Source organism: Paenibacillus sp. FSL M8-0212 (genome assembly GCF_038004645.1).
GTDB lineage: Bacteria > Bacillota > Bacilli > Paenibacillales > Paenibacillaceae > Paenibacillus.
Genome location: NZ_JBBORP010000001.1, coordinates 3694373 through 3719807, shown reverse-complemented (window position 1 = coordinate 3719807; position 25435 = coordinate 3694373). Strand labels below are relative to the sequence as shown.

Here is a 25435-nt window from a genome sequence, read left to right as displayed (position 1 = left end):
GAATAAGTTCTCAACAGGCTATCGTCCATATAATATCAATGCTAGTATGATTCAAGTTGTTCCTTCTGGCTTTCCGCGATTTGTTTGTACGGATCAAATACTATTGCTAGTTTTTGATCGAATAATGGTTCCTTTAGTATACTGTTATTCAAATTAATCTCACCCATTATTGCATAAAAATTCAGAAATTCATTTATCGATGATGAATTTGAAGGGTCATCTTCGTCACTCAATTTGCTAATCAAATCGCGTAGAGTTATTTTATTTTCGAGAAATTGGAGATAATAATACCCTACTATTACGTCACTCTTCGAGAACCTATTTTTTTCATAATAGGATTCATCTAACATCTTAGCCCCTACAGCTAAAGATAATTCATTTAGGTCCTTAGCTAAGGACACTTCATATATCCAATCTTCTACAATATCCTTTTTCAAAATTTGTCTATCAGCCCACTCCTGCCAGTCCACCTTAGAGTAATACCCACTTACACATGCTATATATAAATTACTAGCTATGGTCAATTTATTTCCTCCCTTTTGGAGTCTGCGGATGTAGTCCTGGAACACCTTTCCCATGCTGGTCCGGGTTCAAAAATGAGTTTGGATGATGATGTGGAATTGTATGAGTAGCTATATCATTCCTTCCATGATCAGTAAAATCATTATTACCTATTCTCCGTCCATATTGATCAAATATGGTTTCCCTCACATAGGTTTCACCAGTCTTATTATTAATTTTTATGTCTTTAATACTTCTTTCACCAGGAACAGTATAAACTCTTTGTCTGGTATTTATTTCTTTACCGTTCATTACTTTCCAGATTTCTTGCCCGTTCTCTTTGATTTTTTCAAGTGAACCGTGCCCCTGTTTCCAATAAGATTCATACCTAGTCGCTTCTACCGAATCCATCATATCAACAAACGATTCCTTTTGTTTCCCCGTCCCCCCAGTCTCACACCCCATCAATCCCAACGGATCGATATAACTCACCGGGTTGCCATTCACATACGCATATCGGTTAAATGTCTGCCCATCCTGAATTTCTCCGCGAATTACGTCTCGATTCAGGAACCGCTTCAGCTTCGGATCATAGTACCGTGCCCGCATGTAATACAGTCCATTGGCATCCGTCATGACCCCATCTCGGCCATTGTAAGCAAACGGCTGCTGGGTTAATCCTTCATGATGCTCCAGTTCGCCATATAATCCATACGTATAGCGGTCCGTCACCCGATTCTGCTCGTCCGTTAGCGACGTCGTACTTCCACGTAGGTCATAATGGTAACTGAGATACGTTCCGTCGGCATCTTCTCTTCCAATCAATCCGAGTCCATACACGTACCGTGCCTTCACATTTCCTTCGCCGTCCATCTCCATCAACACCCGGCTCAGTTCATGTGCATCGTCGATCACATAGCGGGTCACTTGCCCTCGCTGCGCGAGTTCAATTCGGTCTCCCTGCGGATTGTACCGATACTTCAGTTTCCCTGCCTTCACCAGACGATTTCGAGCATCGTATTCGTAAGCGGAAGCCGTGCTACCATCGGTCGCATACAGCAGATTACCGTTGGCATCGATCTCGACGGGATAGTCCCCTACCCGCTGAAGCCGGTTATCCCAGGTATAGTGCAGATGCTGCGTTGGTGAAGTACTCGTGAATTCCGTTTCAGATGTCCCTACTTGTTCGGTTGTCAGGTTCCCGGATGAATCATACGTGTAGTGTACAACACGGCCTGGCTCAGCGCCACTGCGCAGACGTTTCAACGTATCATACGTGTACTGTTTGTTTGCTTCCTTCAGTAGCAAGCCGCTTGGGCTGTATGCGTACTTAAATTGCTGTAAACGAATACCTTGTCCGCTCGTATCCGTCAGGCGAATGAGCTGGCCAGCCGCATCGTATTCCCGTTGCTCCTGGCTACCGTTCGGGCGCCGGGTGTCGATGAGCTTCCCGCTAGCATCGTAGCGGTACCGGGTCAGGCGGCCGTTCCAGTCCTTCACTTCAGCCAGTTCACCCGTGGCTTGGTAGCGATACTGCACCACTTTGCCATCCGGATAGGTCACCGCTGTCATCCGGCCCGCCGCATCATACGCATATTGCAGCAGGTGTCCAAACCCATCGGTTCGGGTGAGCAATCGGCCTGCTGCATCGTAGGTTCGTTCCTCATGCTGCTCGGCTTCGAGCACACGCGCTACTTGTCCATCCGGCGTGTAGGTCAGCACGATTTCTCCTGCTTCATCCGTGGCACGGATCAGGCGGCCCGCAGCATCATACGCATACCGAGTTTCCTGTCCCTTGGCATCTAGCTTAGCGCTTAACCAGCCACGATTATCATACGTATACGCCGTCCGTGCGCCTGCCACATTCGTTTCCTGTAGCAAGCGACCGCTGCGGTCATACGTTAGACGGGTCTCGTTTCCACTGGCATCGGTGTAGCTCGTATTCCGATCTTCCCCATCCCATGTCTGGCGATAGGTCACTTCATCTGCGCCTTCGCCTTGAATGACTTCGGTCAGACGGTGCGCGGCATCGTAGCGATAATGACGGGTATGCCCATCCGCGTCAATATCTTCGACGCGTTGATGGAGGGCATTGAACCGTAGCCGCGTCATGTGGCCGAGCCCATCCTGCCATGCCACGGGGCGACCAGCCGCATCATAGGTCAGTTGCTGGACGGTCCGACCTTCGCCATCGATGACGGAGACCAGACGACCTGCGCCATCATAGTGATACTTCGTGATGTGTCCTAACGCATCGGTCACGGTCTGCAATCGACCTGCGGCGTCATAAGATAACTGCGTGGTTTCACCGAGGGCATTCGTTTCGGCGATTAGGTGGTTTTCGGCATTATAGGTATACTGCCGGGTGTGGCCGAGCGCATCGGTGATGCTCGCCACTTCCCCGTTCGGCGTATACGTATACTGCATGGAGGCCCCAGACGGACGGGTCTCCCGAATCCGCTGCCCACTGGCATCATACACGGTCTGCCACGTGAGGCCCAGCGGGTCGGTGATGGATGTCAGGCGATCTGCACCATCGTAGCTCCGGCGACTCACACTTCCTGCGGCATCCTTCAGTTCGACCAGTCGGCCTGCTTCATCCCAGCCAATCTGTAAACGTCGACCTTCCGGATCCAGCGTATGTTGCAGCTCACCTGTCTCGCTATAGGCATAGGTCCAGATGGCTCCCGTGAAGTCCTGGTACGTGGCCGTTTGTCCTGTTTCGGTGTAGGTCCACTTGCCTGTACTGCCATCTGGACGGGTCACTTCGGCCAGACGTTGTTGATCATCGTACTGGTAGCGGGTTACGCCACCTTCGGCATCCGTTTCACGCGCGACTTGGTGGTGGGAGGTATAGTGATATTCCGTTTCATGACCTAACGGGTCGATTTCTCGGATCAGATGCCCCTCTTCACCGTAGACATACGTCGTCGTTTCGCCCAGTGGGTTGGTGACACTGGCTATCTGTCCCTGCGGCGTGTAGGTATAACGTGTAATACCGCCATCTTCGGCATGCACTTCGAGGAGCTGTAAGGCATCATCATGCACAAGGATGCGTGCCTGACCCAAACGATTGGTAACGGTAGTCCACGTCTGACCCGGATGGCTCTCGGTATCATACTGGAAGTAGAATTTGCTTCCTGCCGCATCCGTCTGTTCCACAATTCGGTAAGATGCATCGAAGGTGTTTATAAACTGGAGGATGTCACTCTCCGTCAGGGAGATCAAACGTCCATCCTCATCCGAAACCAAGTCGGTTACTACATCACCCGGCTCGATCACGCGAACCAATACGCCCTCCGAGCTATATTCAAATGTTACACGCCGCAGGGCATCCTTCACTTCTTTCAGTTCACCTGTCGAGGTATAGTCCAGATGCAGGGAACGCTGGGTTGCCCGATCGGTTAGGGTCATCAGGCGACCTGCTGCCTGATAAGACATGTCCAGCGTTAGGCCACTGGATTGCGTGTGACTGAGCAGTTGTCCTTCTTCGGTAAATCGATAGATCTCACGCGGCTCACGCGTTGTCAGTTTCCAACCCTCATCTTCCCGTTCGAGCACGTCCCAATACACATCGAGATCTGAACTTCGATAGGTTCCATCAGCTTGATGGACAAATTGGTTGTGACGTCCTGCTGTCCAATAGACGTCCACGGCAGGCGCGTGCTCAGCTGAATCTTGGATTGAAGAATGAACATGCAATCGCAGTCCGTATTGGTGCGTCCAGGCAGGTCCCAGTTCCCCTCGTTGCAGCAGGCCTGAGTGGTAGATCAAGGTCAAGGGCCAATCGGTAGCCCCATGCAGCGTCAGGATATCATGGTTCATAAACTGATAACCGGTAGCCGCATGGATCGGATCACCCGGACAGCTTTCTTTGTTGGATTTGGTTACATTCTGCGTTTCGGTGTTTCGACCCGTAGAGGGGGATTGCGACGAAGTTTCGATATCCTTCGACTTGGGCGCCCCTGGCGCATCTACGCCTTTCGGAGCACTACCTCCGGGTGTCTTCTTTATCATCGAAGCGGCCGCTGCAGAGCCCGTTCCTGCCGCCGTTCCTGCTGCAGCCGCTGCTTTCTCGGCATCGGTGAGTCCCGTATCGTGGCGTGTGGACCCGGCATCGCTTGGCGCATCGTCTGCTTTGCCCGTTGGTTTGTTACTTGTCATCGGCGCGTCACCTGTATCCCTGGAGCCCGCGGGGGCTTCGCCTGCCTTGGTCGACTTCGGCGTCGCTCCGGCAATATCCTCTCCGGCTTCTCGGGTCGAGTTCCCGGGTACGCCCGCCTTGTTCGGGCTGGTCGGGATCGCATCGATCGCATCATCGGCGTTGCGACCGACGGTTTTCGCTGCATCTGCAGCGTCGTCCGCATGCTTCACCGCTTTCCCGGTCAGATCCATAGCTTCATCCGCATATTTAAAGAGGGAAGCCGCTTTATTGGCTCCTTTCCCCAGCGGCCCCAGCACGGAGAGACCTCGTTCGTACCATGCGAGCTTCTCTCCCGTGAGCAGATCCCGACCCGTGATGGCCTCAATAATCCCTTTCACATTGCCAACGACAGGCAAGAAATCCAGCACCGTCCCCAATGCAAAGGTGAGGAAGCTCGCCAGCTTCCCCCAGTTGAATTTTTTGCCCTCCCGATCCGCTTGTTCATATTCTTCTCGTTTGCGACGGGTCAACTCCGACAACAGTTCCAGCTTGCTTTGCAAGCCGTCCAGTTCCCGCATCAGGTGGGTGAACGTACTTTGTACCCCACCTTGGCTGAGGGTTTTATAGCTTAGGCTGTTCATGGACCGATTCAGGTCCGCGCGCAGATCCCCCATCTCATCTGCGGCTCCATTCAGACTTTTTGAGGTCCGCTTCAGGTCAGATAGGCTGACTTCCAATTTCATGGCTGTTCCTCTTTTCTATGTACAATGGCGTTGCAATTCATTTTTTAAATTGATACTTCTTACTTTGCTCATCGTTCTAAATAAATGCGGTACACCGTAAGGCATACCGCATAAGCTCTACAACGTTCTCTCTAACTAGACTATATCCTGCTATTTCTCTTTTCTACATCTGAAACTAATGCGGTACCTGCGCACTAAAATCATCCCGGCTGGAGCGATCTGCATGGTAGAAGACTACGTCTCCGTCCCGCAACCTAAAGCTGTTTCCGTAGCTATCCTCTACCTCACGCTGGAATCCTTCCAACAACCATTGATTCATCAGTGGGGCATGGATATACTGCAGATGCGGTGCCGCCAGATTTCCCTCTCGAATGGACTCGAAGTTGAAGTTCACCACGATATACCCATCCTTCAGGAAGATTGGCGATTTAGCATCTAGTCCGCCATGCGTACGTCCATACTCAGCCAAGTTTGTGCCCGCTTGCACCACATAGGGCTCGGCGGGTAGACTGTATTCCCCATACCATTGTTGAATGGCTGCATTCGCACGCAGGACATCTGCGCTGGCGGTGGTGGGAATATTCGTTTTCGGACCAATAAACGTTCGCAGTTGTTCTGGCATCAAGAGCAGGCTATATCCACCTACCGGTGTTTTCATTTTCGTGAATTTGTCTCGATAGTACTCTTGGTACGCTCGTTCACTCATCATCCCCGGATGGATTTCACCATATCGGTTGTATTTGTACGTCGCTGTATCTCGCAGTTGTTCGGACGGAACTTGACGTAGCCGATCGTTCAAAATCACGAACCGCTTCACTTGATCTTCTGTCGAACCGATGCGAATAAAGTTACGCTGGTTGGTGGAGTAATACAGATCAACAGGCACACGTTCGCTTCCATCCTTACTTACAAAATCAAAGGTTGGCGTGAGACGAATGCCGTCTCGTGGGCCGAACATGTTGCCTTTTGTTTTAAAGTCAAACTTGAAGTGGTATCCCGTTTTCACCGCCACATTCTGGTACCCTTGCAGCGGGTGACTGCCCGGACGAATTGGGACAGTAAACTGGGGTTTGTTCCCCCGCTTGTCTCCGTCAATATCCTGCGTACCGGTCCAGTAACTGATCCAAGTGGGCGCAATGCTATTCTTGAAACGGCGGAAGACCAGCTCCCAGTTATAGTCAGCGATATCGGTAATCTCAAAGTCATATAGTCGCCCAATGACCTCCACGGAGACTTCGTCCGAAGCGGCGTGGTAGTACAGATCTGTGTTGGCATCGGGCTGGGCGTCGATCTCCGGCTCGGTACTAAAATGCGATGGGGCATTTTCAGCGATATTCCGGAATTCCACCTGGTAGTCTCCTTCATCCACCCATACCGGCAGATAGAAGGTCGTATCCAGTACAGGTACTTGGATATCGATCCACGTATTTCGTGGATAAAATTGCGTTCGGTCGGCACTGTACACATCAAAAGGAAACCGCACTTGTTTGATCCGATAATATTTAGCGTAATCCCGATCGCCATATCCCGGATAGGATCCCGCATCCAGATGCTGTCCGCTGGTCGGGATGCGAACCGTGAATGGTCGCTCCAAAATGAGCGCAGACCGGTCCATGTTCGGCACCGTTTTCTGGTTATGCGGCTGATCATCCGAGACAAGCGAGTAGTTCACGACTGGGGTATGGACGGTGACGGTGTTGATTGGATCGACAGAGAACGTTTTTCCTCCACTGCCTCCCAAGGTGGTTGGATGGAGGGCATATTGGATTTCCCCTGTGGACTCCGTATCCGCTTTATTCAAGAGTGTCCGGGGAATCAACAACCGATCTTCATAGAGCACCTGCTCCCCGGTGTTTTTATACGAACCGATCTTGGTCGGTGCTGGGATTTGCGTCGGATCCGGTCCGTTTTCAACGACAGTGCTGCCATCCATTACCTTCGTGGTTGAACCTTCCCACGTAAAGTCAAGTGCATCATTCTTCACATCGGGTGGACCCGTTTGGTCTTCGGCCATCCCTTTCAGTAACTCCGTATCATCAGGTACATCAAGCGGTTCGTACCCCTCAGTCGCTAGTACCTCGGGAACATAGCTGATTTCTCCTGTTTCCTGCGGCATGACATGAATCTCCACGTCTTCCTCATGCTCCATCTCCAGGTCGGGTGGTGTGTATCCCTGGGGCCAGAGTGTAATCCGGCTTCCGTCAGGAAGAGCATAATTCTCCATCTTCGCCTGTTCGATCGAATACAGTTCGACGTTATTAATTTTCCAGTAGCTATAGTTTCGGTCAAAGCCGAACGTGTACGTCACGTCGACCGTATCCGAATCCTCGGTATCGGGTTGCGGGATAGACGTACCATTCGGTCCTGGCAGGTTAGGCTGCTTCACTTTCCAGGTCCGGGCATATGTAAGTTCCGCGGTACAATCATAGGTTATGGTACCTTGCTGTTTTCCAAAGGTATGCTGGAACAAATAGTTCATCGCCCACGTATTGGCATACAAGTGCTCCGAAGTCGGGATCCCGCGCGTGGCATCAAAATGAATGCCGTTCGTTGGATCATCCGCCAGAATATGCCCTTGGGCACCTGGTTCCATAAATGCAGTTTGTGGTGAGGCTACTTCATTGGGTGGATTGATGGTATATGTACAGCCTGCGGTCCCACCTGGCTCATGCTGGATCGGACCATCTCCTACGGTAACGTTTAAGTATGCAATTAGGTCATATTCGTATGGATTACCACTTTGCCATCGAACGGAGATTTTTGCGGTTCCCGGGCTTACGCCTTTAATCTTTCCACTTGGGTTCACCTCAACGATACCTTCCTGATCTGATTTCCATTCCACACCCGAACGAGTGGAGATATCTACCCAGTTGCCAAATTGCTTAGCTCCATGACTCATCGTAGCCACTTCACCTTTGAGATTGGCTTCTTCATCTTTTTTTAATCGCTGAGTACCTGTAAGTCGAATTTTTTTCTGCTCCGTCCACTTACTTCGCCATGTTATATTTAAAGGCGTTAAATATAAGGTACTGTACTTGATTTTTCCACTGGGATTTTTCCCATAATCTTTTGTGTATTCCTGTACATATAAATCCGAATCTTTTTTTCCTGTATCCGAAGTTAAGGTTACTATTTTCTTTGTAGAATCCAGTTCGAGATTGGTAATAAGGGAGTTCCAGCCTTGTACTTCCGTTGTCTCTACTTTCACAATATGTGGGCTAGGGATGGCAACATCCGAAGCCACTTGAGCTTTAGTTTGATCTATATACTTATCAGGCACATACACCGGATTATTTGCCATCTGAATTTGATCTCGAACTGATGTTTTCACAGGTGCATACTTGTCTCCGTCCTCAACATAGTTCGCTGGAATATTTCCAAAAGACGTTTCTGCAATCCACTTGAGACTATCAATCTGGTACCAGTACACCCCTGGATTAGCTGTTTTGACCCCTTCAAAGATTCTAACCACTTTTTGATAACCCGTTGGTCCCTCAGGAAGGGCTACAGGTGCAGCAAAGTCTTCTAAATCTTTCCGATCTTCCAGATCTGGACTGACAACAATTTTTTTTAATATCTTGGCTACATCATCAGCTGCAATTACAGTGTTTTCCGTTGTAGCTGTAATAAGTAATGGACTAATTAAGAAAAAAAACAATAAGCCTCTCTTTAATCCTCTAATTACATTGTTCATGGAATTCTGAAGAAAGTACTAGTTTGTTTATCAACTACAAATGCCAACATGGATTGGCTCACAGACGTGCCTGCTGATCTTCTAAGATAGAACTTCATCCAAAACGTGCGAGGAACTCCTTTTTTAAAAAATCCTGAATCAACATACTCCTCTACTGGCAAATTGTTGATTCCATATTTTTCTTTAGTCCCGCTGCTAAAATTCCCGACTGTTGTAAAAATATCTCCCACTGCTTGAATAAATGCTAGATTTCTTAAATTGTTTCCATTTGGAGTCACCGTTACTTCCATAAAAGCTTCATAATAACTATCACGTAAGGGGTATCGATAATCCTTATCAATAAATAATTTTCCATATAAGTTTCGAATCATAGTCTTGGTTTGTGCATCAGCCACAATCATGCGATGGGCAGTTATAGTTCCTAGATTATTGCGTAGATTTACTTTTTTTCCAATTACACGATCAAAGCTTTCTGCGGTCCCATCCTCTCTTGTGAAATACTCGTATGGTGTAGCTGTAGTCAGATTGCTTCCCGTCAGACCTACCTCACGCATTTCATTCAAATCTCTGTAAGAATCGGCCTTACTTTCTTGCACTTGATCGTAACGGGATAAGATCACAGCCGCCTCTGCTCGTGTCGTTGTTTTTCCTGGACCAAACGTTCCATCGGGGTACCCACTCATCAACCCAGTTCCTAATACGATCGAGACGTAAGGATATGCTGCTTTCTTCAACCCGCCCTTGTAATATTCTGCCACAGGCACCAGCGTTTTCTCTGTATCCTTTAACGCTTGCTTGTAATCTTCATTTTGCGCTGCAAGCCCTGAACTAAGCCACTTCGCCATTTCCTCTCGTGTCAAAGCCGTGCCTGGCTTAAACCCATTCGGATAATCCGAAGAATTCAGAAAACCAAGGGATAACGCACGATTCACTTCTATCTCACTCCAATGCCCCGTCAAATCCTTAAACACATTAGTTTGCTCCGTATCCGGCGTCCCTTTAGCCACTCGGGCCAGCAATGCTGCAAATTCTGCGCGCGTCACTGTTGCTCCGGGCTTAAACGTGCCATCACTATATCCTTTGAAATAACCTTTTGCTACTGCTGCATCAATCGATACTTTCGCCCAATGGCTTGTAGGCACATCTTTAAATGAGGTAACTGCTGCTTGACTGGTGTTTCCGGTGAAAGGGAATATTCCAATGACCAATGCACCGCTTAATATGAGTTGTGTTACTTTTTTCAAATCTTTCACGCTCCATTTTTATTTTTTCTCCCTTGATCTCTTCATACTTATGTACATTTTTTAAGTCTGCTGTTTGATTCCGTTTATATTCGTTTTTCTTTAAGACCTTCCGTAGTTTCAAAATGTTATCCTATGCCTAGGATATCTATAACCTAAGATCCAATCAAAAATGCCATTTATATGAATATTTTACCACTATAGACTCAAAAAATATAGGTCTATTGAATCAAATAAATCATTACTAACCCTAAGTAGGTTCTAATAAACGCTAAAATTAAAACAGAATTTTCATTTAAGTTTTCAAATCTTACTTCGGTCATACAATAGATGGGTCTCATCTCCACTAGCACCGATTTAGCTCGTACTCCCGTACTCCCTATCCCATATCTAGCGATAGGTCACTTCATCTGCCCCTTCTTCTTGGCCTACTCGTAGTCAGGTTTCCGATAGACTGTACTTCTACTTGAACTTCTGTAAACGAATTCCCAGTAAGCTCGTATCCGTAAGGTTAAATAATTGGCTACCTCGTCATACTCCAGCTGTTCCTGACTGATTCAGATGTTGGAATGTGGTATTATTTGAAAATCAGATGACAAAAAAACAGATTAATCATAGTGGGATTTAACTATGATCAACCTGCAAGATGTAACGAGATAACTTAATTAAGAGCGAACAATGATAATTTGAATATTTATTTTTGTAATCGTAGAGTTACAATTAATTGCTCAATGCCCTCTGAAATTACATCAAATGATTTTCGTTCGAAATCCTCAAGTTTGACTAACCCATTCTGATTATCAACCACAACAATAAGCCCGTTACCCTCTATCCCTATAGGAATGTGCTCGAGTTTGTTATCGTGGTTGTGGTTGTGCTTGTGCTTGTATCCCACAAGTAAGTTGAAGTAAGATTCTATATCTGTTGTTTGCTGTACAGACTCTAGTTTTATATAATGGTCAGTAATAAAACCATCTAAATCTGCAAACCAATACGAATTAAAATACTCAATGACAGATACATGCATTCTAATGCCTAATTTTTCTTCTAGTGAGCTAAAATCATAAATTTCTTTTTTTTTGACAGGTCTCCAAGAGATATAATCATTCTCGTCAACTTTTCCATAATAAATAAGAGATTCTACATCTTCATCAAATGGTGTTTTAAATAAAAAATCTAATCCTCCTTCAGCGAGGGACTTCCTTAATAAAAAATATTGATTCATCGCTTCTTTTATGGACACATCTATCACCCTTTACTTATTTAAGAATCTTTCTAGCATTTCAGCATATTGGCTATCACTACCCCAAGCTCCTGCTTCTTTTTCAACATTGTGTATGCCGCCCGAACTAGGATACAATTCGGAAACTTGCTGCACTAGCATGATAAACACCTGTAACAATGAGAACCATCACAAGTCCAATAGCAAGGATTAAAGGTGTAATTAATTTCTTTCTTCTCGTAACTTTCATCTTAGTGGAAGACTAAATGACGCTTTTGTATTATTATCAATGAAAAAAGTTTTCCAACTGTCTGATGAGGATCCGTCAGAAGTTCTGGCCAATCCAAATCTCATCCAAAACTTTCGATCCACTTTTTCTTTAAAAAATCCAGAGCTTACATAGTCCTCAACGGGAAGATTATTTATCCCGTATTTATCCACTGTTCCACTATTGAAGTTGTTTACCGTTGTAAATACGTTAGCAACCTCCTGGTAAAATGTTAAATTTTTTAAATTATTACTACTAGGGGTTACGGTCACTTCAATGAAAACCTCATAATATCCTTCTTTAATGGGATATCTATAATCTTTATCAATAAACATCCTACCATAAAGATTGTTAATACTTGTCTTGGATTGTGCATCAGCAACAATCATCCGATGCGGGGTCATTGTACCTAAATTGTTACGAAGTTTTACTGTCTTGCCCACTATACGATCAAAACTCGAACTAATACTCTCTTCGGATTTTAGATATATGTATGGTGTTGCAGACGTCAGATTTGTTCCTGTCAGACCTACCTCGCGCATTTCATTCAGATCTCTATACGAAGTTGCCTTACTTTCCTGCACCTGTTCGTATCGTGATAAAATCACAGCCGCCTCTGCTCGTGTCGTTGTTTTCCCCGGACCAAACGTACCGTCTGGGTACCCTCCCATCAATCCGGTTCCCAATACCACCGACACATAGGGATAGGCTGCTTTCTTCAACCCGCCCTTGTAATATTCTGCCACAGGCACCAACGTATTTTCTGTATCCTTCAACGCTTGCTTGTAATCCTCATCCTGAGCTGCAAGTCCTGAGCTGAGCCACTTCGCCATTTCCTCTCGTGTCAAAGCCGTGCCTGGCTTAAACCCATTCGGATAATCCGAAGACTTCAGAAATCCAAATGATACCGCACGATTAACTTCTGCCTCACTCCAATGCCCCGTCAAATCCTTAAACACATTAGCTCGCTCTGTTTCCGGCGTCCCTTTAGCCACTCGGGCTAGCAATGCTGCAAATTCCGCACGTGTTACTGTCGCCCCAGGCTTAAATGTACCGTCACTATATCCTTTGAAATAACCTTTTGCTACCGCTGCATCGATCGATGCTTTCGCCCAGTGGCTCGTAGGCACATCTTTAAATGAGGTAACGGCTGCTTGACTGGTGTTTCCGGTAAAAGGAAGCATTCCAATTACCAATGCACCGCTTAATATGAGTTGTGTTACTTTTTTCAAATCGTTCACGCTCCATTTTTATTGTTTTCTGTGGAACCTTCATGCCTATGTATCTTTTTTTCTTGAATCTACTATTATGCTATTATCAAATATATAGGACTTATTTAAATAAAATAGTTCACTAAGCAATATATCCCATTCTAGTTCCATGAATATTTTACCATATCACGATGCCCATTCATAGGTATTAAGACTTATTTCTCCTTGTATAAATACTCCTGAATCCACATATAATGTTCCTACCTTTCTAGCATTTTTTGATATATCTCTATTGAATGCTTTATCTCTTCACTAAAACATCCAACTTCACTGTTTAACGGATTAGCGCCTCCCCTCTACCCTATTTACTTAAACACTCAATACTTTACGTATGTACTTGCTACTCACAACATAGACTCTCATGATAAAAAAATGAAATTGTATAATAGCATAAAGCATGCCACACTTAACACAATCAATAAATCTTCCCCTGGATTGTATTTCTCCTCATAACCCCTCAATAGATCTGATAGAAATAATTTTAAAGATATTTCTATGTTCAATCCATATTGATGAAGTTACTTTAGAGCTCTTGCTAACGTCTGCACTTCTTCTTTTCCCTTCTAACTCTATTATCCCAAGATATTTACTAATTTTAAAATCAAAAAGTTATAATTTCCAACATCTTTCGACAATTCATCGCTACAAGAAAAGTAGCCAGTTTCGTTCTCACTGGCTACACCTTCTCAAATATATTACATCTAGTACGCTTTTGACTGTTAGTTGTAGATAAATTATCTAAGTTTTTCTAAAGAAAGAAAATTCCTATTTATGCGATTGAGAATTATGCCAAATTTATCCTTTTGAGAAATTGGTACCAATCATCTAGATGTACATCAGGTACGAGTTCTCCATATTTTGGACCAAATACATAATTAAAAAGGAAGTAGTTAAAATCCCCAAAAGTTTTCTCAGCGCTTGCTGAATATCCTTGTTTAAAAAAGCATACTTGTCCAGAGTGCTTATCAATTACTAATGGCTCGTACAATACTTGCCCTACTTCCATCCATTTCTCTGTTCCTCCTATAAAATCAGAAACCCGATATTGATGCTCATCTAATTCATTAATCGACCATAAATCGATTGCTCCACATCTTGCACCATCAGATTTTCCCAAGAACTCAAAGTACAGTTTCAGGACTTTATTATCCATTGTAGTAGCTGTAGCACCTTCACATAATTCACCATAAATAATACTATCAGGTTCAGTTTTCAGTTCTTCTTTTACCCTCATTATTAAGTCGTCAAGTTTTTCATCCATCTACTTTCCTCCCAATTGAATATTAATCTTAATTTTTGTACCAGTAGGTAAGATCCCTTGATACAGGCTTTTGTGCTTTGTATTAAAGACCTTGATCACCTAGTTCCTTTAACTTATTAGCCTTTTTCTCAGATTCACGTTTTGGCATTTCACTATCATATTTAAGAGTTATCTCATTCTCACACTTCATCAACCCTAGCGGATCGATTTAACTCACCGGATTCCCATTGACGTACACATACCGGTTAAACGTCTGCCCATCCTGAATCTCTCCACGAATCACGTCTCGATTCAGGAACCGTTTCAGCTTCGGATCATAGTATCGTGCCCGCATGTAATACATTGCGTTCGCATTGGTCATGCTCCCGTTCAGGCTGTTATATGAAAAATGCTTGGAGACTACTTCCTTCATATTGACTAAACTCATAAATTCAAAAAAACCTTGACAGGCAAATATGCCCATCAAGGTTTTAATTTACTTGACCAGAGTTGCCACCATGGCCCTATATCCATGTAGCCGTAGGATTGGATCGTTGTAGCTAGTAAAAAGTATGTTCTACTCGCCTTCTAAGATTTCATCACATTCAATACTTCGCATGAATATCATCATTACACGTAACGCAGCCTTAATTTCATCAATATTTAATTCGGGAAATTCGCTCTCAATTGCATTAATTATTTTCTTCTCCCCTTCAATAAAATACATGATATCTGTTAAAAGAATAGCTTTCTTTTTTATTTTTAATCCATATATTTTTTTATATTCATCAGTAACATACTCTTTTTCAACTCTTCCATATTCCATCTTTTGTACAGCATCAACATTAAAGGGTGTATGAGAGGATTGCATTAAAAAACTTTTTTCAAAATCTTCTTGACTATATTCTAATTCGCTTTTTTTAACTAATTCTTTGGTGTACTCCCTAATTTTGTCCAAAAATTCACTGTTATTCTGAAACATATTTCTCACCATCCATTAGTTATTATCTTCCTTTATTCTTTTTAGAAGTAGGAATTTTCTCTGTTGTGATTTTAACAACCCAGTCCTTATTAAACTCATCCAACAGGCCAGATCCCACTCCATATGAGCCTGCTTCATTTTTGGATTTGATTACAACACGATTTGTATACTTGGATTCTCCCCCAACCATATCTTCAAAGTCTATCCCTTTTGACTGGAGCCAGTCTTTTGCTCCTTTTCTAGTTTCAATCATGATTGTGTGTGTATAATTCTCTCGGTCTCCAAGATCTCGAGGATCTCTTGTACTCCCCTTCTCTGAAATCCATTTACTCCCTCTTGATACCGTTCCGTTATCATGAACTTTAGGTACCAATCCTTTTGCATCCAGTGAATCCCTAGCCTCTTTCTCAGAACCATATCTAACATAGTGTTCGTTCTCACACTTCATCAACCCTAACGGATCGATGTAACTCACCGGGTTCCCGTTGACATACCCATAGCGGTTAAAGGTCTGTCCGTCCTGAATCTCCCCGCGGATGACGTCCCGGTTCAGGAAACGCTTCAGCTTCGGATCATAGTACCGCGCTCGCATGTAATACAGTCCGTTCGCATCGGTCATGACCCCGTCTCGCCCATTGTACGCAAACGGCTGCGAGGTGACGCCTTCATGCTGCTCCAGTTCGCCGTACAGTCCGTACGTATAGCGATCCGTCACCCGGTTCTGCTCATCTGTCAGGAGAGTTGTACTGCCGCGCAGATCGTAGTGGTAGCTCAGATACGTGCCATCTGCATCTTCGCGTCCGATTACCCCCAGACCATAGATGTAACGGGATTTCACATGCCCTTCCCCATCCAGCTCCATCAGCACCCGGCTCAGTTCATGTGCATCGTCGATCACATAGCGGGTCACTTGCCCTCGCTGGGCGAGTTCAATCCGGTCTCCCTGCGGGTTGTAGCGATACTTCAGTTTCCCTGCCTTCACCAGACGGTTTCGGGCATCGTATTCGTAGGCCGAAGCGGTGCTGCCATCGGTCGTATACAGCAAATTTCCGTTGGCATCGATCTCCACCGGATAGTCCCCTACCCGCTGAAGCCGGTTATCCCAGGTATAGTGCAGATGCTGCGTTGGTGAAGTACTCGTGTATTCCGTTTCTGATGTCCCCATCTGTTCGGTTGTCAGGTTCCCGGATGAATCATACGTGTAGTGTACAACACGACCTGGCTCAGCGCCACTGCGTAGGCGTTTCAAGGTATCGTACGTGTACTGTTTGTTTTCTTCCTTCAGCAGCAAGCCGCTTGGGCTGTATGCGTACTTGAATTGCTGTAAACGAATGCCCTGTCCGCTCGTATCTGTCAGGCGAGTCAGTTGGCCCGCGGCATCATACTCCCGTTGCTCCTGGCTGCCGTTCGGGCGCCGAGTCTCGATGAGCTTCCCGCTTGCATCATAGCGGTACCGGGTCAAGCGGCCGTTCCAGTCCTTCACTTCAGCCAGTTCACCCGTGGCTTGGTAACGATACTGCACCACTTTGCCATCCGGATAGGTCAGCGCCGTCATCCGGCCCGCCGCATCATACGCATATTGCAGCAGGTGTCCAAACCCATCGGTTCGGGTAAGTAATCGGCCTGCCGCATCGTAGGTTCGTTCCTCATGCTGCTCGGCTTCGAGCACACGGGTCACCTGTCCATCCGGCGTGTAGGTCAGCACGATTTCTCCTGCTTCATCCGTGGCACGGATCAGGCGGCCCGCAGCATCATACGCGTACCGTGTTTCCTGTCCCTTGGCATCCAGCTTGGCATTTAGCCAGCCGCGTTCATCATACGTATACGCCGTCCGTGCACCTGCCGCATTTGTTTCCTGCAGCAAGCGGCCACTGCGGTCATACGTTAGACGGGTCTCGTTTCCACTGGCATCGGTATAGCTCGTATTCCGATCTTCCCCATCCCATGTCTGGCGATAGGTCACTTCATCTGCGCCTTCGCCCTGAATGACTTCGGTCAGGCGGTGCGCGGCATCGTAGCGATAATGGCGGGTATGCCCATCCGCGTCAGTATCTTCGACGCGTTGATGGAGGGCATTGAACCGTAGCCGCGTCATGTGGCCGAGCCCATCCTGCCATGCCACGGGGCGACCAGCCGCATCATAGGTCAGTTGCTGGACGGTCCGACCTTCGCCATCGATGACGGAGACCAGACGACCGGCGCCATCATAGTGATACTTCGTGATGTGTCCTAACGCATCGGTCACGGTCTGCAATCGACCTGCGGTGTCATAGGATAACTGCGTGGCTTCACCGAGGGCATTCGTTTCGGCGATTAGGTGGTTTTCGGCATCATAGGTATACTGCAGGGTGTGACCGAGCGCATCGGTGATGCTCGCCACTTCCCCGTTCGGCGTATACGTATACTGCATGGAGGCCCCAGACGGACGGGTCTCCCGAATCCGCTGCCCACTGGCATCATACACGGTCTGCCAGGTCAGTCCCAGCGGGTCGGTAATGGATGTCAGGCGATCTGCACCATCGTAGCTCCGGCGACTCACACTTCCTGCGGCGTCCTTCAGTTCGATCAGTCGGCCTGCTTCATCCCAGCCCACCTGTAAACGTCGGCCTTCCGGATCCAGCGTATGCTGCAGCTCACCTGTCTCGCTGTACACATAGGTCCAGATGGCTCCCGTGAAGTCCTGGTACGTGGCCGTTTGTCCTGTTTCGGTGTAGGTCCACTTGCCTGTACTGCCATCTGGACGGGTCACTTCGGCCAGACGTTGTTGATCATCGTACTGGTAGCGGGTTACGCCACCTTCGGCATCCGTTTCACGCGCGACTTGGTGGTGCGCGGTATAGTGATATTCCGTTTCATGACCCATTGGGTCGATTTCGCGGATCAGATGCCCATCCTCATCATAGACATACGTCGTGGTTTCGCCCAGTGGGTTGGTGACACTTTCCATCTGTCCCTGCGGCGTGTAGGTGTATCGAGTTATACCGCCATCTTCGGCATGCACTTCGAGGAGCTGTAAGGCGTCATCATGCACGAGGATGCGCGCCTGACCCAGCCGATTGGTCACGGTAGTCCACGTCTGACCCGGGTGGCTCTCGGTATCGTACTGGAACTGGAATTTACTTCCGGCCGCATCCGTCTGCTCCACAATTCGGTAAGATGCATCGAAGGTATTCGTAAACTGGAGGATGCCACTCTCCGTCAGGGAGATCAACCGTCCATCCTCATCCGAAACCAAGTCGGTTACTACACCCCCCGGCTCGATCACGCGAACCAATACGCCCTCCGAGCTGTATTCAAATGTTACACGTCGCAGGGCATCCTTCACTTCTTTCAGTTCGCCTGTCGAGGTATAGTCAAGATGCAGGGATCGCTGGGTTGCCCGATCGGTTAGGGTCATCAGGCGACCCGCTGCCTGATAAGACATGTCCAGGGTTAGGCCACTGGATTGCGTGTGACTGAGCAGTTGTCCTTCTTCGGTAAATCGATAGATCTCACGTGGCTCACGCGTTGTCAGTTTCCAACCCTCATCTTCCCGTTCGAGCACGTCCCAATACACATCGAGATCTGAACTTCGATAGGTTCCATCGGCTTGATAGATGAATTGGTTGTGACGTCCTACTGTCCAATAGACGTCCACGGCAGGCGCGTGCTCAGCTGAATCTTGAACCGACGATTGAACATGCAATCGCAGTCCGTATTGGTGCGTCCAGGCGGGTCCCAGTTCCCCTCGTTGCAGTAGGCCTGAGTGGTAGATCAAGGTCAAGGGCCAATCGGTAGCCCCATGCAGCGTCAGGATATCATGGTTCATAAACTGATAACCGGTAGCCGCATGGATCGGATCACCCGGACAGCTTTCTTTGTTGGATTTGGTTACATTCTGCGTTTCGGTGTTTCGACCCGTAGAGGGGGATTGCGACGAAGTTTCGATATCCTTCGACTTGGGCGCCCCTGGCGCATCTACGCCTTTCGGAGCACTACCTCCGGGTGTCTTCTTTATCATCGAAGCGGCCGCTGCAGAGCCCGTTCCTGCCGCCGTTCCTGCTGCAGCCGCTGCTTTCTCGGCATCGGTGAGTCCCGTATCGTGGCGTGTGGACCCGGCATCACTTGGCGCATCGTCTGCTTTGCCCGTTGGTTTGTTACTTGTCATCGGCGCGTCACCTGTATCCCTGGAGCCCGCGGGGGCTTCGCCTGCCTTGGTCGACTTCGGCGTCGCTCCGGCAATATCCTCTCCGGCTTCTCGGGTCGAGTTCCCGGGTACGCCCGCCTTGTTCGGGCTGGTCGGGATCGCATCGATCGCATCATCGGCGTTGCGACCGACGGTTTTTGCTGCATCTGCAGCGTCATCCGCATGTTTCACGGTTTTTCCCGTCAGTTCCAGCGCCTCATCCGCATACTTGAAGAGGGAAGCGGCCTTATTGGCTCCTTTCCCCAGCGGCCCCAGCACGGCAAGACCTCGTTCGTACCATGCGAGCTTCTCTCCCGTGAGCAGATCCCGACCCGTGATGGCCTCGATGATCCCTTTCACATTGCCGACGACAGGCAAGAAATCCAGCACTGTCCCCAATGCAAAGGTGAGGAAGCTCGCCAGCTTCCCCCAGTTGAATTTTTTACCCTCCCGATCCGCTTGTTCATACTCTTCTCGTTTGCGGCGGGTCAACTCCGACAACAGTTCCAGCTTGCTTTGCAAGCCGTCCAGTTCCCGCATCAGGTGGGTGAACGTACTTTGTACCCCACCTTGACTGAGGGTTTTATAGCTTAGGCTGTTCATGGACCGATTCAGGTCCGCGCGCAGATCCCCCATCTCATCCGCGGCTCCGTTCAGACTTTTTGAGGTCCGCTTCAGGTCAGATAGGCTGACTTCCAATTTCATGGCTGTTCCTCTTTTCTATGTACAATGGATATACTTTTTCAATAGATACTTCTCATGATTTGCACCGCTTATTGTTCTAAATAAATGCGGTACACCCTAAGGCATACCGCATATGGGTCTACAACGTTCACTTTAAAATACGACCTAGACTATATCCTGCTATTTCTCACTTCTATATCTGAAACTAGTGCGGTACCTGCGCACTGAAATCATCCCGGCTGGAGCGATCTGCATGGTAAAAGACTACGTCGCCGTCCCGCAACGTAAAGCTGTTTCCATAGCTATCCTCTACCTCACGCTGGAAGCCTTCCAGCAACCATTGATTCATCAGTGGGGCATGGATATACTGCAGATGCGGTGCCGCCAGATTTCCCTCTCGAATGGACTCGAAGTTGAAGTTCACCACGATATACCCATCCTTCAGGAAGATCGGCGATTTAGCATCCAATCCGCCGTGCGTACGTCCATACTCAGCCAAGTTTGTTCCCGCTTGCACCACATAGGGCTCGGCAGGTAGACTGTATTCCCCGTACCATTGTTGAATGGCTGCATTCGCACGCAGGACATCTGCACTGGCGGTCGTTGGAATATTCGTTTTCGGACCGATAAATGTCCTCAACTGTTCTGGTATCAAGAGTAGGCTATATCCACCTACCGGAGTTTTCATCTTCGTGAACTTGTCTCGATAGTACTCTTGATACGCTCGTTCACTCATCATCCCCGGATGGATTTCACCATATCGGTTGTATTTGTACGTCGCTGTATCTCGCAGTTGTTCGGACGGAACTTGACGTAGCCGATCGTTCAAAATCACGAACCGCTTCACTTGATCTTCTGTCGAACCGATGCGAATAAAGTTCCGTTGGTTGGTGGAGTAATACAGATCAACAGGCACACGTTCGCTTCCATCCTTACTTACAAAATCAAAGGTTGGCGTGAGACGAATGCCGTCTCGTGGGCCAAACATGTTGCCTTTTGTTTTAAAGTCAAACTTGAAGTGGTATCCCGTTTTCACCGCCACATTCTGGTACCCTTGCAGGGGGTGACTGCCCGGGCGAATTGGGACAGTAAACTGGGGTTTGTTGCCCCGCTTGTCCCCATCGATATCCTGCGTGCCGGTCCAGTAACTGATCCAGGTCGGCGCAAGGCTATTTTTAAAACGGCGGAAGACCAGTTCCCAGTTATAGTCGGCGATATCGGTAATCTCAAAGTCATATAGTCGCCCAATGACCTCCACGGAGACTTCGTCCGAAGCGGCGTGGTAGTACAGATCTGTGTTGGCATCGGGCTGGGCATCAATCTCCTGCTCGGTACTAAAATGCGATGGGGCATTTTCAGCGATATTCCGGAATTCCACCTGGTAGTCTCCTTCATCCACCCATACCGGCAGATAGAAGGTCGTATCCAGTACAGGTACTTGGATATCGATCCATGTATTTCGTGGATAAAATTGCGTTCGGTCGGCACTGTACACATCAAAAGGAAACCGGACTTGTTTAATCCGATAATACTTGGCATAATCCCGATCGCCATATCCCGGATAGGATCCCGCATCCAGATGTTGTCCGCTGGTCGGGATGCGAACCGTGAATGGTCGCTCCAAAATGAGCGCGGACCGATTCATGTTCGGCACCGTTTTCTGGTTATGCGGCTGATCATCCGAGACAAGCGAGTAGTTCACGACTGGGGTATGGACGGTGACGGTGTTGATTGGATCGACAGAGAACGTTTTTCCTCCACTGCCTCCCAAGGTGGTTGGATGGAGGGCATATTGGATTTCCCCTGTGGACTCCGTATCCGCTTTATTCAAGAGTGTCCGGGGAATCAACAACCGATCTTCATAGAGCACCTGCTCCCCGGTATTTTTATACGAGCCAATCTTCGTTGGTGCCGGGATTTGCGTCGGATCCGGTCCGTTTTCAACGACAGTGCTGCCATCCATGACGTTTGTCGTCGAACCCTCCCAGGTAAAGTCCAATGCATCGTTCTTCACATCGGGTGGACCCGTTTGACCCTCAGCCATGCCTTTAAGCAGCTCGGTATCATCAGGTACGTCTAAAGGCTCGTACCCCTCAGTCGCTAGTACCTCGGGAACATAGCTGATTTCTCCCGTTTCCTGCGGCATGACATGAATTTCCACGTCTTCGTCATGCTCCATCTCCAGGTCTGGTGGGGTATACCCTTGAGGATACAGCGTAATTCGCTCCCCGTCAGGAAGCGCATAATTCTCCATCTTGGCCTGCTCAATCGAATACAGTTCGACGTTATTGATGTTCCAATAGCTATAGTTTCGGTCAAAGCTGAACCTGTACGTCACATCGACCGTATCCGAATCCTCGGTATCGGGTTGCGGGATAGACGTACCATTCGGTCCTGGCAGGTTAGGCTGCTTCACTTTCCAGGTCCGGGCATATGTAAGTTCCGCGGTACAATCATAGGTTATGGTACCTTGCTGTTTGCCAAAGGTATGCTGGAACAGATAATTCATCGCCCACGTATTGGCATACAAGTGCTCCGAAGTCGGGATCCCGCGCGTGGCATCAAAATGAATGCCGTTCGTTGGATCATCCGCCAGAATATGCCCTTGGGCCCCTGGTTCCATAAACGCAGTTTGTGGTGAGGCTACTTCATTCGGTGGATTAATGGTATATGTACAACCTGCAACTCCACCAGGTTCAGGCTGGGTCGGGCCATCTCCTACGGTCACGTTTAAGTACGCAATGAGATCATATTGATATGGATCGCCGCTTTTCCAACGTACAGAGATTTTTGCCGTCCCCGGACTTACCCCTTTAATCTTTCCACTGGAATTAACATCCACTATGCCTTGCTGATCCGATTTCCATACCACACCAGAACGAGTGGAAATATCTATCCAATTTCCGTAATCAGTATCTCCAGAGTTCATCGTAGCAACTTCTCCTTTAAGAGAAGCCTCTTCATTTATAGCCAATCTCTGGGTTCCCGTGATACGAATTTTCTTTTGCTCAACAAGTTTTCCTCGCCATGTGATATCAAGGGGTGTATGATACAGTGTTTTATGCTTAGGTTCGTGATCTGTATTTTCTCCATATTTATCGTTGTACTCAGCTTTATATAGCTCTGAATTTAGTCTTCCCGTTTTCGATACTATCTTCACACCTGTTTTTGATGAAGTTAATTGAAGACTTTTAATAACAGACTTTATACCTTGTAATTCAGTTGATTGAACTTTTGCGATATGAGGATCAATAATTTTACTTTGATTTACTGAATTACCATATTGATCAGTGTACGTATTAGGGAGGTACTCCAACTTACCAGACATCTCAATTTGATCTGGTACTTCCGTTACTACTGGGGCAGGATCAGCTCTTGTACCTTGATTATCGGCTACTATCCTATCATTAGAAGCTTCAGCTACCCAATCTCCGTTATCTACTTGAAACCAATAAACCCCAGGAGTAGCTTGTTTAGTTCCTTCAACAATATTCACTACTTTTTGATAACCAGTTGGTCCATCTGGTGAGGCTACGGGCTTGGGTAAGAGATTAAAATCTTCTTGATCCTCAGCATCAGAACTTATAGCAACAACCCTCTGGCTCTCAGCATTAGCTGCGAATACGGTGACAGGTTGAAATACTAGAATCCAGCAGCAAAATAATATACTGACTTTATACATACCTTTCATTAGGCTCACCAAATTATCTCCTTAAAACTTTATAGGCAAATGAAAAGAAGCTATATCTTCACCAATCACAATGGTTTTACCATTGCTTCCAGCGGGCCCTCCATGTTTTCTATTCAACATAGTCATCATCCAAAATTTTCTTGTTACTCCTTTTTTAAAAAATCCTGATGTGATGAAATCTCGTTCAGGTAGATTTACTACTCCATATTGTCCAACTGTCCCACTACTAAAATTATTACCAGGTGTCAATTTATCAGCAATAGCCTGACTAAATGTAAGATTCTTTAAATTATCGCCACTAGGAGTAACAGATAATTCAATAAAAACAGTATAATAATCATTCAGAACAGGGTATGAATATTCCTTATCTATAAACATTTTTCCATACAAATTATTTATATCTGTTTTGGAAAGGGCATCCACAACAATCATCTGGTGTAAAGTCGCTACTCCAAGATTATTACGCAGTTGGACTGGTTTCTCTTTAACCTTATCGAAACTATTAACGATGTTTGTTCCAGCTTTTAAACCGTATACATATGGCGTAGCAGAAGTCAGATTCGTTCCTGTTAGACCTACCTCCCGCATTTCATTCAGATCGCTATACGACGTTGCCTTACTTTCCTGCACCTGTTCGTATCGTGATAAAATCACAGCCGCCTCTGCTCGTGTGGTTGTTTTCCCCGGACCAAACGTACCGTCTGGGTACCCGCCCATCAATCCAGTTCCCAATACCACCGAAACATAGGGATATGTTGCTTTCTTTAACCCGCCCTTGTAATATTCTGCCACAGGCACTAGCGTATTCTCTGTGTCCTTCAACGCTTGCTTGTAATCCTCATCCTGAGCTGCAAGACCTGAGCCGAGCCACATTGCCATTTCCTCTCGTGTCAACGCCGTGCCCGGCTTAAACCCATTTGGATAATCCGAAGACTTCAGAAATCCAAATGATACCGCACGATTAACTTCTGCCTCACTCCAATGCCCCGTCAAATCCTTAAACACATTAGCTCGCTCGGTTTCCGGCGTCCCTTTAGCCACTCGGGCCAGCAATGCTGCAAATTCTGCGCGCGTCACTGTTGCTCCCGGTTTAAACGTGCCATCACTATATCCTTTGAAATAACCTTTTGCTACCGCTGCATCGATGGATGCTTTCGCCCAATGGCTCGTAGACACATCTTTAAATGAGGTCACAGCTGCTTGACTGGTGTTTCCGGTGAAAGGAAATATTCCAATGACCAATGCACCGCTTAATATGAGTTGTGTTACTTTTTTCAAATCTTTCACGCTCCAATTTTTATTTTTTCTCTCTTGATCTCTTCATACCTTATGTACATTTTTTAAGTCTGCTGTTTGATTCCGTTTATATTCGTTTTTCTTTAAGACCTTCGGTATTCTCAAAATGTTATCCTATGCCTAGGCCATCTATAACCTAAGATCCAATCAAAAATGCCATTTATATGAATATTTTACCACTATAGACTCAAAAAATATAGGTCTATTGAATCAAATAAATTATTACTAACCCTAAGTAGGTTCTAATAAACGCTAAAATTAAAACAGAATTTTCATTTAAGTTTTCAAATCTT

The 25435-nt window shown here is 46.9% G+C and carries 12 protein-coding genes; all 12 read right to left on the bottom strand.

Going from position 1 to position 25435, the window contains the following annotated elements:
* Positions 1–41: 41 nt before the first annotated feature.
* A complete protein-coding gene (locus MKX68_RS16430) occupies positions 42–524 on the bottom strand; it encodes a hypothetical protein (protein ID WP_340912978.1) in 483 nt (160 codons plus the stop codon).
* Position 525: 1 nt separating this feature from the next.
* Positions 526–5388, bottom strand: a complete 4863-nt coding sequence (locus MKX68_RS16425) for an RHS repeat-associated core domain-containing protein (RefSeq protein ID WP_340912976.1) — start codon at positions 5386–5388, stop codon at positions 526–528.
* Between the two features lie 175 nt (positions 5389–5563).
* Entirely contained in the window at positions 5564–9046 is a 3483-nt protein-coding gene (locus tag MKX68_RS16420) for a DUF5704 domain-containing protein (protein ID WP_340912974.1), read from the bottom strand.
* Between the two features lie 32 nt (positions 9047–9078).
* Positions 9079–10335, bottom strand: a complete 1257-nt coding sequence (locus tag MKX68_RS16415) for an S-layer homology domain-containing protein (protein ID WP_340912972.1) — start codon at positions 10333–10335, stop codon at positions 9079–9081.
* Between the two features lie 682 nt (positions 10336–11017).
* Positions 11018–11548 carry a SecY-interacting protein Syd gene (locus MKX68_RS16410; protein WP_340915405.1) on the bottom strand — a complete coding sequence of 177 codons (531 nt, stop codon included), beginning with the start codon at positions 11546–11548 and terminating at the stop codon, positions 11018–11020.
* Positions 11549–11791: 243 nt separating this feature from the next.
* Entirely contained in the window at positions 11792–13054 is a 1263-nt protein-coding gene (locus tag MKX68_RS16405) for an S-layer homology domain-containing protein (RefSeq protein ID WP_340912970.1), read from the bottom strand.
* Between the two features lie 814 nt (positions 13055–13868).
* Entirely contained in the window at positions 13869–14345 is a 477-nt protein-coding gene (locus MKX68_RS16400; RefSeq protein WP_340912968.1) for a hypothetical protein, read from the bottom strand.
* Between the two features lie 208 nt (positions 14346–14553).
* Entirely contained in the window at positions 14554–14757 is a 204-nt protein-coding gene (locus MKX68_RS16395; protein ID WP_340912965.1) for an RHS repeat-associated core domain-containing protein, read from the bottom strand.
* 144 nt (positions 14758–14901) lie between these two features.
* Positions 14902–15306, bottom strand: coding sequence for a hypothetical protein (locus tag MKX68_RS16390; protein ID WP_340912963.1), 405 nt, complete (start codon positions 15304–15306; stop codon positions 14902–14904).
* A gap of 22 nt (positions 15307–15328) precedes the next feature.
* Complete coding sequence (locus tag MKX68_RS16385; protein WP_340912961.1) at positions 15329–20176, bottom strand: RHS repeat-associated core domain-containing protein; 4848 nt, start codon at positions 20174–20176, stop codon at positions 15329–15331.
* 184 nt (positions 20177–20360) lie between these two features.
* Positions 20361–23084 (bottom strand): DUF5704 domain-containing protein, encoded by a 2724-nt coding sequence (locus MKX68_RS16380; RefSeq protein WP_340912958.1) that lies wholly within the window; start codon positions 23082–23084, stop codon positions 20361–20363.
* 783 nt (positions 23085–23867) lie between these two features.
* On the bottom strand, positions 23868–25133 hold the full coding sequence (locus MKX68_RS16375; RefSeq protein WP_340912956.1) for an S-layer homology domain-containing protein: 1266 nt from the start codon (positions 25131–25133) through the stop codon (positions 23868–23870).
* Between the last annotated feature and the right edge of the window lie 302 nt (positions 25134–25435).

Excerpts from the sequence above, each read along its gene's own strand:
- MKX68_RS16390 (WP_340912963.1), bottom strand. The coding sequence starts at position 15,306 with ATGTTTCAGAATAACAGTGAATTTTTGGACAAAATTAGGGAGTACACC.
- MKX68_RS16425 (WP_340912976.1), bottom strand. The coding sequence starts at position 5,388 with ATGAAATTGGAAGTCAGCCTATCTGACCTGAAGCGGACCTCAAAAAGT.
- MKX68_RS16380 (WP_340912958.1), bottom strand. The coding sequence starts at position 23,084 with ATGAACTCTGGAGATACTGATTACGGAAATTGGATAGATATTTCCACT.
- MKX68_RS16395 (WP_340912965.1), bottom strand. The coding sequence starts at position 14,757 with ATGAAGGAAGTAGTCTCCAAGCATTTTTCATATAACAGCCTGAACGGG.
- MKX68_RS16400 (WP_340912968.1), bottom strand. The coding sequence starts at position 14,345 with ATGGATGAAAAACTTGACGACTTAATAATGAGGGTAAAAGAAGAACTG.
- MKX68_RS16410 (WP_340915405.1), bottom strand. The coding sequence starts at position 11,548 with ATGAATCAATATTTTTTATTAAGGAAGTCCCTCGCTGAAGGAGGATTA.
- MKX68_RS16385 (WP_340912961.1), bottom strand. The coding sequence starts at position 20,176 with ATGAAATTGGAAGTCAGCCTATCTGACCTGAAGCGGACCTCAAAAAGT.